General features: G+C 49.2%; 9 protein-coding genes. 7 read left to right on the forward strand and 2 right to left on the reverse strand.

The annotated features are described in order from the left end of the window. Positions 1-172 precede the first annotated feature (172 nt). From OXN25_03730 to OXN25_03740, 3 genes are all read left to right on the forward strand, one after another. Positions 173-1012 (forward strand): phytanoyl-CoA dioxygenase family protein, encoded by an 840-nt coding sequence (locus OXN25_03730; GenBank protein ID MDE0423964.1) that lies wholly within the window; start codon positions 173-175, stop codon positions 1010-1012. 32 nt (positions 1013-1044) lie between these two features. Next, a complete protein-coding gene (locus tag OXN25_03735) occupies positions 1045-2088 on the forward strand; it encodes a Gfo/Idh/MocA family oxidoreductase (protein MDE0423965.1) in 1044 nt (347 codons plus the stop codon). A gap of 389 nt (positions 2089-2477) precedes the next feature. Further along, positions 2478-3215 (forward strand): class I SAM-dependent methyltransferase, encoded by a 738-nt coding sequence (locus tag OXN25_03740; protein ID MDE0423966.1) that lies wholly within the window; start codon positions 2478-2480, stop codon positions 3213-3215. Here OXN25_03740 and OXN25_03745 read toward each other — a convergent pair. Next, on the reverse strand, positions 3193-3813 hold the full coding sequence (locus tag OXN25_03745) for a hypothetical protein (GenBank protein ID MDE0423967.1): 621 nt from the start codon (positions 3811-3813) through the stop codon (positions 3193-3195). The genes OXN25_03740 and OXN25_03745 overlap by 23 nt on opposite strands. 290 nt (positions 3814-4103) lie before the next feature. Between OXN25_03745 and OXN25_03750 the strand changes: the two genes are divergently transcribed. From OXN25_03750 to OXN25_03765, 4 genes are read left to right on the forward strand one after another with little or no spacing between them, the layout of a single operon-like run. Then, positions 4104-7886 (forward strand): PSD1 and planctomycete cytochrome C domain-containing protein, encoded by a 3783-nt coding sequence (locus tag OXN25_03750; protein MDE0423968.1) that lies wholly within the window; start codon positions 4104-4106, stop codon positions 7884-7886. A gap of 12 nt (positions 7887-7898) precedes the next feature. Beyond that, complete coding sequence (locus tag OXN25_03755) at positions 7899-9377, forward strand: DUF1501 domain-containing protein (protein ID MDE0423969.1); 1479 nt, start codon at positions 7899-7901, stop codon at positions 9375-9377. Positions 9378-9389: 12 nt separating this feature from the next. Beyond that, positions 9390-10547 carry a pentapeptide repeat-containing protein gene (locus OXN25_03760; GenBank protein ID MDE0423970.1) on the forward strand — a complete coding sequence of 386 codons (1158 nt, stop codon included), beginning with the start codon at positions 9390-9392 and terminating at the stop codon, positions 10545-10547. A gap of 32 nt (positions 10548-10579) precedes the next feature. After that, positions 10580-13057 carry a tetratricopeptide repeat protein gene (locus OXN25_03765; GenBank protein MDE0423971.1) on the forward strand — a complete coding sequence of 826 codons (2478 nt, stop codon included), beginning with the start codon at positions 10580-10582 and terminating at the stop codon, positions 13055-13057. A 107-nt stretch (positions 13058-13164) separates the two neighbouring features. On the opposite strand, the gene OXN25_03770 is transcribed toward OXN25_03765, so the two are convergent. Beyond that, positions 13165-13683 carry a hypothetical protein gene (locus OXN25_03770; GenBank protein MDE0423972.1) on the reverse strand — a complete coding sequence of 173 codons (519 nt, stop codon included), beginning with the start codon at positions 13681-13683 and terminating at the stop codon, positions 13165-13167. Positions 13684-13830: the final 147 nt, after the last annotated feature.

The raw sequence follows: 13830 nt of genomic DNA on the forward strand, positions 1-13830 counted from the left end.
CTACCAAAACCTAACAAAAATGTCAATAACTTACACAATGTAAACACTACCTAAATAACCCTAAATGTTTGTCGGAATAGGTTACATTAAAATCGCAAAATATGATACAATCCGTTGCATAGGCGTTCCTGAGTCTTGATCGGACAATTTGCATGAAGACAAGGAGTGAGAAATGACCCCCGAGCAACGTTATCTGTTCGACGTTACAGGCTACTTGCACATCAAGGGAGCCGTCAAGGGTGATACCCTAAAAGCAGCACAGGAGGCTGTGAATCGGTATATTTATACACCGCTTGACGAGCGTCCCGAAGGATTTACGACGCGTCCGCGTGAATTAGAACCCGGCAAGGGCGGGCGATATGAGCATGGATTCGCCTTTGACCGATCGCTTGAGGCGATGACGGTGCATCCGGCTATCTGGCACCTCATCAAGGAGTTCACCTTCAATAAACCGCGCTTTGTCACTGGCACGCTTACGCTTGAACAACACAATCCAGATCGACAACCGATGAGAACGAATCCGGCAGGTTTGCACTGTGCACGTGAAGGACGACACTGGCTTACCCGTTATGAAGTTAAGGGTAGCCAAATCTACTGCAACGATTTTGTAGCGTTCTTTTATTTGACGGATGTACACCCCGGCGATGGTGGACTCATTGTTATTCCCGGCTCACATAAAAGCAAATTTGAGAGACCTGAAGATCTCCTGACACCAGGAACCGACGGTATTGATCCGGAACCCGATGATGTTTTCACAAATATCACACCCAAGGCAGGTGATTTTGTCGTCATCTCAGAGTTATTGACACATGGGGTCTTGCAATGGAAACCGAAGGACCGGGATAGACGTTTCTTGATTCTCCGGTATCGTCCACAATATGACGGAAAGGTGAGTCTACCGGAGACAATTATCAACCGCTTAACGCCTGAAGTACAGGAGTTGGTGCAGACGGCATCTTATCAGCATACGAAAGAGATTGTCAAACAGGATATTGTAGAGTTGAGTGTTTAGAGTGGTATCAGAAGAATTGGGAGGATGATCAAATGGCAACGAATCAGTACCGTGTTTGCATTGTCGGTTGTGGTAGAATGGGTGGCACGATTGATGAAGAGGTCCGCGCAACGCCACACGGCGCGCTACCCTATTCGCATGCCGCGGGGTATACCGCTTTTCAACGAACAGACCTTATCGCCGCTGCAGATGTGGTCGAAGAGAAAGCACAATACGTCTGCAACAAGTGGGATATTCCGAAGTATTATTTAGACTATCGCGAGATGATAGTCCAAGAGAGACCAGACATAGTGAGTATCGCCACGCGTCCCGGCAATCATGCAGATATTACACAATTCGCCGCAGAAAACGGTGTGCAGGGTATCTATTGCGACAAGCCGCTCTGTGCTTCGATGGAAGAGGCGGACGCTATGCTGGAGGTATGTGAGAAATACAAAATCAAGTTCAACCTCGGCACGCAGCGCCGTTACACGCCCGGATACATCAAAATGCGTGAAATCCTCGAAGGTGGTGAACTTGGCGAAAGACGTTCTATTATCGCTTATAGCGGCGGTGCTGCCCTCTGGGGATATACGCATGCAGCGGACATGCTGCTCTTCTTAGCAAGCGATTCTCCAATAGAATACGTGCAGGGCAATGTCGCTGTTGAGGATGCCGATTTTGAAGACAACCGCACGGAAACCGATCCCGGTATCGTGATGGGGTTCATCCGTTTTGAGAACGGTATCAACGGCATCAGTATTCCCGGCACGGCTTACGAATTCGAGGTGAATTGTAGTGAAGGCACGATTCGTGCACTCAATAATGGACTCGGTTTTTACCTCCGCAAACGGCAAGGACAGTTTAACGAAATTTTGGAAGCGCAATTCCCACCCTTTGAGCGGAAAAGCGGCACTGTCGGCTGCATTGAGGATATTGTTGATGCGATTGATACCGATACCGAGACGCAAGGCAATATTCAGCTCGCACACCGTAGCACGGAGATGGTCTTCGCGATTGTTGATTCACAACGGCAGCAAGGGAAACGAGTGCCGATGCCCATGGAAAATCGTGGACTCTACCTCGGAAGGTGGTAAATGGTTATTGGTTATTAGTTGTTGGTTATTGGTTAAGAGGTTTATTGGTTATTGGTTAAGAGGTTTATTTGTAACAAATCACCAGCTCATGGCGGACTTCAGGGCTTGTTAGCGGTTGCAAAGACATCTCTCAACTGATAATTGACCAGTAGCAACTACTTATACTATAGTTCGGACAATTTCTGCAAAGTTAATGCTCATTTTCAAAGCGTTTCTGATTTTTCTTCAAGTTCATACAAAAACCTAATCCGGAGAAAAATAAACGCAAGTGGGACAAAGCGCAAGCCCCAGAGGGGCGGAATGTTTATAGAAACGATACTCCCCCAGGATCCAAGCCCCAGAGGGGCGAAATGTGTAGAAGAAGATTATAAGGAAGTGGTCTAAAACAGATGTTCAGCAGATTTTGTGTTTTTGCAGGTACTATTTGCGTGGCTCTCCTGTTGAGTTATGCCACAACTGCACAAGACGCGCAGCGTCCAGTAAGCACACGCTATGAACAGCGGACACCGAGTCGAGACGGTATCGGTAAATTCTACATGGGACGGGAAATCTCTCATGTGATGGGACACCAAGGCGCAGAGTGGTTAGAACGTCCTGAACGTGAACGTGAAGAGATGCCGAACCGGCTTGTTGAATTGCTGAAACTCAAAGAGGGGGATGTCGTGGCGGATATCGGTATCGGCACAGGTTATATTGCTCGGCGCATTTCACCGAAAATCGGCGATACAGGTACTGTCTACGGTGTAGAAATTCAGCAGGAGATGCTTGACATCCTTGCCAAGAAGATGGCGGAAGAGGGTATTACTAATATCAAAGGGGTATTAGGCACGATTACCGATCCGAAATTACCACCAGAATCGGTGGATTTAGCGATTATGGTGGATGTCTACCACGAGTTTTCGCATCCCTACGAAATGATGCAGAACATCTGCCGTGCCCTCAAACCGGGTGGGAGGGTTGTCTTCGTGGAATACCGTGCCGAGGATCCGAAGGTTCCGATCAAGCGTTTGCATAAGATGAGTGAGTTACAGGTGATTAAAGAGGCGACACCGCATCCGCTTGTTTGGGTAGAGACGCTTAGAGACTTGCCTTGGCAGCATGTTATTATTTTTCAGAAGATTGATTAACTTCACTTGCCGCTTTGAAGACAGAATCAACTGCACCAAATAGGACAGGCAAATTATCCACGCTAAAACTCGTTCTGTTTTGGGTGAAGGTTTCGTTGATAAGGTGTCCAATCTGCCACAACGTGCCGTCGCTGACAATACCGTACACAGGATGTTCCATATCCTCATTTATCTTTTGCGCGGCGACTAACTCCGCTAAACATTGTCCCCAACCTTGTTCAAAATCGTTTTTCTTTGCCTCAACCAAAATTATCAACGGCGTACCAACAATAAGCATGCCCAATTCAGATCGTGTTGAAACAAAGTAATCGGGTGTGCCGCTCAGCGTCTCATCGTAAGTAAGAGGTGCCTTTATCCATAATGTGTAATTGGCAGCGTACGCTTTATAGACTTCCCGCAAAATAGGGAAGATAAGGGCTTCACATCGGGCACCCTCGGAGGCAAAAATAGGAATATGCTGCCTGCTAAACTCCAATTCTTGCAAAAACTGTTCTGAAGGGAGCAAGCCTCCATCAACTTCTATGAAGTCATATTCGATGTGTCGGATACCAAATTTTCTCTGAACGTCAGGGATTGTTTTGAAATCGCTAAATGCCATAACGAAATCTCCTGCTCACCATTCGAGGTGTCCATCACTTGAAACCGTCTTAATATCAACATTAAAATTATACTACGTTTGTTCTGAAGTGTCAACGAAAACTCAGTGTCCTTAACACAAAATAAAATGTTTGACAAAAAAGCAACCACACCGTAAAATTACTGCTAAACCTTTTGACTCACTGAAGCGTCACAATATGCTAATTCTGCTATAGCAAATTGTAACTCACGCTTTTTATTTTTCAAAACGTGTGAACTGCATCCTAAACGCTGAAAAGGGAGAGAGTTCCAGTGAAAACTGCTAATACAATTCCACTATCGGTCATGTTAGTGTGTTTCTGCCTCGTTGTACTGGGAGTTTACTCAGTATCTGCGGAAGAAAGCGAGTCTACACAAGCAGCCGTTGATTACAACCTTGATGTCCGACCTATCCTTGCCGATAACTGCTTCGCCTGCCACGGACCCGATGCAAAGACACGAGAGGCTAACCTGCGGTTTGACACGAAAGCAGGCGCATTCTCCGAACCGAGCGGATACCCAGTCATCGTTCCGGGTAAGCCTGAAGAGAGCGAACTCCATCTTCGCGTTGCTTCCAACGTTGACAATTACCGGATGCCACCGGCAGGTTTCAATAAGACGCTGACACCAGAACAGATTGATGTTATTACCCAATGGATCCGAGAAGGCGCGAAATGGGAAGAACATTGGGCATTTACAACACCAGTTCGTCCGACACCACCAGATGTCAAAAACGGAGACTGGATCCGAAACCCCATTGACGCGTTCATACTCTCACGTCTTGAAAAAGAGGGACTCAGTCCGGCAAATGAAGCCGACAAACGGACGCTTATCCGACGTTTAAGTTTCGATCTCACCGGCTTACCACCGACACGCGAGGAGATCCACCGATTTCTCGAAGATGATTCACCCGATGCTTACGGAAAGCTTATTGATTCTTTCATGGCAAAGCCTGAATACGGCGAACATCTCGCACGGTTCTGGTTGGATGTTGCGCGCTATGGAGATACCCACGGACTCCATTTAGATAACTACCGTGAAATGTGGCCCTACCGAGATTGGGTGATTGAGGCGTTTAATGAAAATATGCCGTTTGACCAGTTTACGATTGAGCAGCTGGCGGGGGATCTCTTGCCAGAACCGACGCTTGAGCAACTCATCGCCACTGGGTTCAATCGGTGCCACGTCACAACAAGCGAAGGTGGCTCTATTGACGAAGAGTACTACGTTCAGTACGCCATTGACAGAGCCGATACAACCTCTACTGTCTGGATGGGATTGACGGTCGGGTGCGCCCAGTGCCACGATCATAAATACGATCCGATTACGCAGAAGGAATTCTATCAACTCTACGCCTATTTCAACAATATCACCGAAAAGGCGATGGATGGCAACCGCAAGGATTCTCCGCCTGTTGTGAAACTGCCGACCCCGGAGCAGGAAGCCGAACTCGCTGCGTTTGATGAACAAATTGCGGAATTAGATGCACAGACGAAAGCACCTATCCCTGAAGTAGATGCAACCCAAATCGCTTGGGAAAATAGGATGCCCCGCTGGACAACGTTAAAACCGACATCGCTCTACTCTAAAGGCGGCGCGACACTGGAAGTCTTGGAAGATAACTCTATCTTAGCCAGCGGCACCAATCCAGAACAGGAAATTTACGAAGTTGTTGCAGAACTGCCACCCGGGAAGTGGAGTGCTGTCCGATTGGAAGGGCTTACACACGAATCCTTCCCGAGAGGCGGGGTCGGAAGAAGTGCTAACAGTAACGTTGTTTTAACCGATTTTGCTGTCTTCATCGCTCCATCCACGGTAGATACCAACACATCTCCGACAGAGGACAGTGAAACTGAAATACACGCCGATAACGAAACCGATGCCCTTCCAACCTTCCAACCTTCCAATCAAGCCGCTGAGAGCCGAGAGCCGAGAGCCGAAAGCCAATCAACCGAAACGGATGTGGAAAGTGAAACTGCGGATGTCGATCCTGAGGATCCGTGGACACGTATACCGGTAGTGCAAGCGTGGGCGGACCACGAACAGGCACTTGGTGAAGACGGACTTGAGGGTGTCGTTGCGAATGCGATTGACGACAAGCCAGAAACCGGATGGGCACTTGACAGACGAATCGAAAATCGGCAAGCAATCTTTCTTGTCGCTGCGCCTTTTGGAATGGAAGGCGGTAGCGTGAAGATCCGTCTCAAGCATGAGTACGACTTACGGCAGAAGAGCCTGGGACGGCTCCGACTCGCCCTGACGGATGCCCCGACGATCTATCCGATCGGTTCCAAAATGACTTTAGGAGACTGGCACGCCGCGGGTCCCTTTACGGCAGAACATGGTAACCTCGCTTTCTACCAAGTCTATGAACCTGAAACGAAAAACGTCAACACAAACGACACTTTTGAAGTGAACGGCAAGACCGTCAAATGGGAGAAGCAGGCGCATTGGGTTGATGGACAGGTTCATAACGACATCGTTGGTGAAAACAGTGCGACTTACGTTTTCCGAAACATAGCCTCTGTTACGCAACAGAAAGCGCAGCTCTATATCGGCAGTAACGACGCACTCAAGGTGTGGATGAATGGAACAGAAGTCCTCTCCAAAAACGTCCAACGGGACGCGGGTGCCGACCAAGAGCAAATCCAGGTACAACTCAAACCCGGGAATAATACGCTCCTCCTGAAAGTTGTCAACTATTCAGGTCTTTCCGGTTTCTATTTCCGTATTGAAACCGACGCGCCAATGATACCCGCAGCCGTTGTCGAAATTGCGGGTATGCCTCGTGGTGAACGCGAGACTGAGAAACAGGCACAAATTCGGGACTACTATCGGAACAACGTCACACCCGATAAGACGGTGAATGAAAATGCAAAGCGTGCATTCGCTGATCTGAAAGCACTCTTTACTGACTTAGCCGAGGTCCAGCAAAAGCGGAATACACTGGACGCTTCCTTGACGACAACGCTTGTCATGGAGGAGCGCGAGGAGCCAAGAGGTGCTTATGTCTTAGCGCGTGGTGAATATCAGCATCGAGAGGAACAGGTCTATCCACAAACCCCTGCTGTCCTGCCTGTGCTACCGGAGGACTCCCTACCGAACCGGCTCGGTTTCGCGAAGTGGTTGCTGTTGCCGGAACATCCGCTCACCGCTCGTGTCGCAATTAACAGGTTCTGGCAAAACGTCTTTGGTGCCGGTATTGTGGAAACAGCCGAAGACTTCGGCACGCAAGGCATACCGCCGGTGCATCCCGAACTCCTCGACTGGCTCGCAACCGAGTTTATCGCCTCGGGGTGGGATGTACAAAAAATGCTCAAATTGATGCTCACTTCAGCGACCTATCGTCAGAGTGCTCAAGTTACGCCTGAAAAATTGGAACGTGATGCGGATAACGCCCTGCTCTCCCGTAGCCCAAGATACCGGCTTGATGCCGAAATGGTGCGTGATAATGCACTCGCTGTCAGTGGTTTGTTGTATACCAAAGTTGGCGGTCCGAGTGTCAAACCGCCGCAACCGGATGGGCTTTGGAAAGCCGTCGGGTTCACTGGATCGAATACCGATACGTTTGTTCAGGATACCGGTCCCGATAAAGTCTATCGTCGAAGTTTCTACACCTTCTGGAAACGTACCGCACCACCGCCACAGATGAACATCTTGGATGCACCCTCGCGCGAGGCTTGCACTATCCGTCGTGAGCGTACGAACACGCCGATGCAGGCGTTAATGTTGATGAACGATCCACAGTTCTTTGAAGCGGCACGTGCTTTCGCGGAGCGTGCTATTAAAGAAGGCGGCGAAACACCCCAGGCGCGCATCGCCTATCTCTTTGAAGCGGCGACTGCCCGTCTACCGAAACCCGTTGAAGAGCAACTTTTACTAAAGACATTCCAAGCGCATTATCAGGAGTTGGAAGCTGATCCCGAAGCGGCAAAAGCACTTATTACTGTCGGTGAATCGGTACCTGATGAAACCTTAAACGCAGTCGAAGTCGCGGCATGGACAATGATTGCAAACCTAATTCTCAATCTGGATGAAGTCCTGAATAAAGGGTAGAGGAGTTGAAGAATGGATCCGATTAAAGAATATCTGAAACTTGAAACCCGTCGCCAATTCTTTAGTAAATGTGCGTCGGGGCTTGGTGCTGCAGCGCTCGCCACGTTGATGCCCAACGGCGTTGTCAATGCGCTTGAGGGTCAAGCGAAACCGAGATTCGGCGGTTTACCAGAATTACCTCATTTTGCACCGAAGGCGAAACGTGCGATCTACCTCTTTATGTCTGGGGCACCTTCGCAACTGGATCTGTATGACTATAAACCGAATATGGGGGAATGGTTCGATACCGACCTTCCTGAGTCTGTCCGAATGGGGCAACGGCTCACGACGATGACCTCTGGACAGGATAAGTTCCCCATCGCACCCTCTATATTTGAGTTCAAGAAGTACGACAACGGGGGGGATGGTGTCTGGATTAGCGAGTTGCTACCGCATACCGCGAGCATGGTGAAAGACCTCGCGATTATCAAGACGGTACACACCGAAGCCATTAATCACGATCCGGCGATTACGTTCTTCTGTACCGGCGATGAAAGTCCTGGAAAACCGAGCCTCGGTGCGTGGTTGAGTTATGGGTTGGGTAGTGAAAACAGAAACCTGCCTGCTTTCATCGTAATGAATGCGACATGGAGCGGTCCGAAGGGTGCGCAGGCACTCTACAATCGCCTCTGGGGGTCTGGTTTCCTGCCATCGGAACATCAAGGTGTGCTGCTCCGCAGCCAAGGCGATCCTGTTCTATTCCTTTCAAATCCAGAAGGTGTCAGCGAGAAAGCAAGGAAACAGATGTTGGATACCCTTGTTGATTTGAACAAGGAACTCTACCAAGAGATTGGTGACCCGGAAACGCATGCACGTATCTCACAGTATGAGATGGCGTTCCGCATGCAAACAAGCGTCCCCGAACTTACGGATCTGTCGAAAGAACCCGACCATATTTTGGAGATGTACGGCCCTGAGGTTAAGGTCCCAGGTACATTTGCGAACTGTTGTATTCTTGCGCGTCGGATGATGGAGCGCGATGTCCGCCTCGTTCAAGTTTTCCATCGCGGCTGGGATCAACACGGCGACCTTCCGAAGAACATTCGGAATCAGGCGCGCGACATCGACCAACCCTCGACAGCACTCGTCCAAGACCTCAAACAACGCGGCATGTTGGATGAAACCTTAGTCGTCTGGGGCGGCGAATTCGGACGGACGGTTTATTGCCAAGGTAAACTCAGTCGAGATAACTATGGACGAGATCATCATCCGAAGTGCTTTACGCGCTGGATGGCGGGTGGGGGCATAAAGGGTGGAGTCGTTCATGGTGAAACGGATGACTTTAGCTACAATATCGTCCGAGACCCTGTCCATGTTCGGGACATAAACGCTACGATTCTCCACCAACTCGGCATTGATCATGAGCGATTAACTTTTAAGTTCCAAGGGCTTGACCATCGCTTGACAGGTGTCGAAGAAGAAGCACGAATCGTCAATGAGATTCTGGTATGAAGGTAGATCTGAATGTACGAAAAACACGGAGAAATAATTAGTGCACAAACCTTCCTTGAGGTGTTACAAGGTGATGCTGGACGTGTTGTCCTTACAAATTGCATAATCGAGGGGGTTGTTGACATCTTTTCTACCCGCCTAGAACGAGATGAGCACAACAGGCTTCTTCTCAAGAAGTCGCTCACGTGCACCGGATGTACATTTAGAAATATCGTCAATTTCCGAGCAGTCGTTTTTCAACAAGAGGTAGACTTTCGGCGTACCCTCTTTGAAGGGATTCTTGACCTCGATGAAGCCGTCTTATACGGTCCCTGTGCATTCCGTGAGGCTACCTTCCAAAGACGCGCGGATTTTCACAGCGCAATGTTCCGCAGAAGTGCCAGTTTTTGGCGGGCGAGATTTAATAGCATTGCTGATTTTCATGGGGTTCAATTCCGGGAGAACGCCGTTTTCCACGAGGCGAACTTCCATACTGAAGTCAATTTTCGGCGCGCCCTGTTTCAAGGCACGCTTGATTGTACAGGAACCTTGTTCCCTGAAATCACTACGTTCAATAATGCTACATTTTTAGGGCGTACCAACTTTACGGGGGCACAGTTCCTCTCTGCTGCCGCCTTTCGCGATGCTCAATATATTCCAGATACACTCTTTCAGGCAGTGAAAGCGAAGCTGAGCAGAGAACAGCATCATCCCACCGAATTCTATTTAGACAGCCAACAGGTAGACGAAGCGGCGAACCCACTTTTCAAGCGCTACGTTGCTGACCAGCAGTTCATCCGTGCCTTCAATCAGGGGAATCCTGTATTGGCGCACTTATGGCGGTGGAGTTCCGATTATGGACGCAGTTTAGGGATTTGGGCACTCTGGTCTTTTTTCTTGGCAGTTTTGTTTGCGTTTGCTTATATGCCGTTCCCCGAATGGCTGCCGGCGTGGATCCAAAGCTGGGCACCGCGTTTCCATCAAACAACGGGTTTTTACAGTGGCCGAGCGTTAACCTTCTCGGACTGCTTCTATTTCAGCGTTGTGACGTTTACAACGCTGGGTTTCGGAGATGTCGTCGCGGATAATGCTCCCGCGCGCTTTCTTGTCGCGCTGGAGGTAATTTTTGGATATGTGATGTTGGGTGGATTAATTAGTATTTTCTCGAACAAACTGGCAAGCCGGAGTTAATTCAGGCACTGAACAGCATAAGGAATCAGTCTATGTGTATTAGGATACGATATATTTTTAGAGGTGCCTCGCATGTCAGAACGTACGCTAAAAACATCTTGAACATTGCGTTAATTGGTTTCGCCTTCATATTGCTAAACACTGCTACAGCACACCAGTCCGCTGTGTCGTCTCATGCAGATCATACAGACTATTTCGATCACATCACGCTCTTTTCTCAGGGAAGAATCACTCGCTTTACACGGATGCCGATCCGGGTCTACATCTCGCCTGTCCTGAAAGACAGTCCGTATTTACCCGAAATCCGATATGCCATGCAAACGTGGCACGCTGCGAGTGATGGGGATGTCCGCTTTGAGGAGATTGATACGCCGCAAGACGCAGATATCCGCGTCAGTTGGGGATATACCGGTTTTCTCGCCGACTTTCAGGATACCCGACTTGGCAGTGCCCATTTAACGCGCCTCAAGGATAGTGTCCAAATCGGTACCTTTTCTAAAGGATTCGCCGTGGGCCCTATCAGTCCAGCTGAAGACCCGGAGAACGAAACAGCATCCGAGATTAGTTTTACGGTGGAGATTATTCTCATGTTAGAAGGCGACGGGACGATCGGTGTCCTATCGCAGGAAGAGCTGCGGACGGTGTGCCTCCACGAGTTTGCGCATGCAATCGGGTTATGGGGACATAGTCCACATCCGGGGGACATCTGTTACCCAACAGCGACAGCGCAACAACCCAACGCCCGCGATATAGCCACGCTACGTAAGCTCTATAACACACCCCTTAATACACCACAGCATGATGTTGCTATCGGGGTACTGAAAACCGAAATTGAACAGAAACCCTACGCCGATCCGCAAACACGACTCCGACACCACTATCTACTCGGTGCCATCTACTTCGACAAAGGCGATATACCCGCCGCAATTGCTACCTTCCATGCTTGTAAGGAGATGGATCCCAAATTTCAACCCGCAGTGGAGAAACTCATCCAGATCTACCACGAAACCGGTGAAACCGATCAGGCGATTGCACTTGTTGAGAATCGAGTGACACAGAAACCCTCGCCCGCGGATTACAACACGCTCGGTATCTTCTACTATGACAGAAAGGACGTTGAGAAGGCGATACAGGCGTTTGAGAAGGCACTGCACATTGCTCCCTATCACAAAGCCGCTCGGCGAAATCTACATCAACTGCTACGGGCAAAAGGATTTAAAGCGTTGGCAGCGAAGGACTTTGATACTGCCACCACTATTTTTGAAAGGGTGCTGCAAATGGAGCCACTCGACGCACCTACGTATCAACTTATGGGCAACGGCTACGCGCAGGCTGGGGAATTTGAGACAGCGATCACCTACTACCAGAAGGCAATTGACATTAACCCTGTCGATGCGCTGACCCGGCAGAATCTTGCGCAATGCTATAATAACTACGGCGTGACCTTACGGAATCGTGGAGAATGGGATGCGGCGATCGAGGCGTATCGGAATGCACTGCAGTTGATGCCGACGCTGCATATTGCCCGCACAAACTTAAGCGACGCGTTCACCCGAAAAGCGAATGCGCATAACGAGGTGGGTGAGTTAGCGGAAGCGGTACAGGCGTATCTCGAATTACAGAAACTCCATCCTGATGAGATGCACATCCGCAATTTGCTCGGTGAGTTATACCTCAAAAAAGGCGACTATGCGGAGGCACTATCGGCGTTTCAACATGTTTATAACGACAATCCTAATGCGAATCACGCTTTGCATAATCTCATCGCAGCCTATCATCACTACGCACGAAGCCTCAGTGATGCTGAAGATTATATAACAGCGATTGAATTGCTTGAAAAAGCACTCCAACTCGCGCCTGCTGATCTGAATTTGCGTATGAGTTTGGCGAATGCCTATCAGGGTGCTGGCGACTATGAACGCGCCTCCCTTGAGCTATCGCGCGTCTTGGCACAAGCACCGGAGAGTCGACAGGCGAAAGAGGAACAGATTAACCTGAGAATCCGACACGGGAATGCACTCATGCGGCAACGAGAATACGCCGCTGCTTTGGCTGAATTCCAAGCGATCCCCGAAGCCGAGCGCGACACTCAGATTTACAATACCATCGGTTACCTCTGTCTTGTGCAAGGTGAACACCAGAAAGCGTTTTCGGCTTTTGAGACCGTTCTCCGGAGAGATCCGATTAACATGCCGGCATTCAGAAACTTATTATCGCTGGAATCCCAACTCATCCGACGGCGTTCCAATAAAACACGGGACGATATTCTCACCAGAACCCGATGTGCGCTCGCGATTACCCTCATAAAACGAAAACAACTGACCGCTGCTGTTGAGAAGTATCGACTCGCCTTGACCTCTGTCAAAAAATTCGGCGACTCTGAAACGTTAGATCCGCTTCTCATTGAAACCGGTAAGCAACTCGCAAATGCGTTTCAGCAATACGGCGACACCGAAAACCGTGAGACGATTCTCCAGTTGGTCGAAGAGCGCGGTGGGAAAAGGTTTTAAGGGTTATGGATTATCGAAATTTGAATGGACGAATGGAAGGAAGGACTTGGATGGAAGGATGGATTCCCAATCTTCCAGGCTTCCAACCTTCCAACCCATAAAGATGGCTATTGCCTGCCGCCGCCACCGCCACCACGACGACCACCTTCACCACGCCAGCGATTCATACGGTTCGCTTGTTCTGCCTGACGCGCTTTCGTGAGTTCGTTGAGTTTCGTCATCTGCTCTGTAGTCAAGACCTCTTTGAGGGCGATTTGGAACTCTTTACCAACGGTTGCGGCATAACTTTGCATCTCCGTCATAGCCGACCGCATATCGCCGGATGCTTGGAGTTCTTTCATCTTCGCTGCGAACTTATCGCGACTCGCCTGATAGATTGGACGTGCTTTTACGAGTGTTGCGTCATCTACTTTTACGCTGAATGTCAAATCGACCCAAGAATTATCGACTATGGAGACCATATTCATCATATTCATCTGACCACCCCGACCGCCGCCAGCACGACCTTGATTCCCGCCTTGTGCGTTTCGATCCGGACGTTGTGCCGACGTTGCGTGTTCAAAAACGAAAAGACCTACGATAGCGATAACTGCGATTGCGCCTATTGTGAAAAGTTTCTGCTTCATTTTCAATTTCTCCCATTAAAATTTTCGTTGTGTGAATACCTCTACTGTTTTTTCAAAGGCATCCACATAGTGTAAAGCAAAGACAAATTCTTCGCTAATCACTCAGAATTTAGTTTTGCTTATTTAGTTGGATTTGTTCAAAAAAGG

Source organism: Candidatus Poribacteria bacterium, from assembly GCA_028820845.1.
In the GTDB taxonomy this organism is placed as follows: domain Bacteria; phylum Poribacteria; class WGA-4E; order WGA-4E; family WGA-3G; genus WGA-3G.

Coding starts and splice junctions, on each gene's coding strand:
- OXN25_03730 (MDE0423964.1), top strand. CDS start 173: ATGACCCCCGAGCAACGTTATCTGTTCGACGTTACAGGCTACTTGCAC.
- OXN25_03735 (MDE0423965.1), top strand. CDS start 1,045: ATGGCAACGAATCAGTACCGTGTTTGCATTGTCGGTTGTGGTAGAATG.
- OXN25_03740 (MDE0423966.1), top strand. CDS start 2,478: ATGTTCAGCAGATTTTGTGTTTTTGCAGGTACTATTTGCGTGGCTCTC.
- OXN25_03745 (MDE0423967.1), bottom strand. CDS start 3,813: ATGGCATTTAGCGATTTCAAAACAATCCCTGACGTTCAGAGAAAATTT.
- OXN25_03755 (MDE0423969.1), top strand. CDS start 7,899: ATGGATCCGATTAAAGAATATCTGAAACTTGAAACCCGTCGCCAATTC.
- OXN25_03760 (MDE0423970.1), top strand. CDS start 9,390: ATGTACGAAAAACACGGAGAAATAATTAGTGCACAAACCTTCCTTGAG.
- OXN25_03765 (MDE0423971.1), top strand. CDS start 10,580: ATGTGTATTAGGATACGATATATTTTTAGAGGTGCCTCGCATGTCAGA.
- OXN25_03770 (MDE0423972.1), bottom strand. CDS start 13,683: ATGAAGCAGAAACTTTTCACAATAGGCGCAATCGCAGTTATCGCTATC.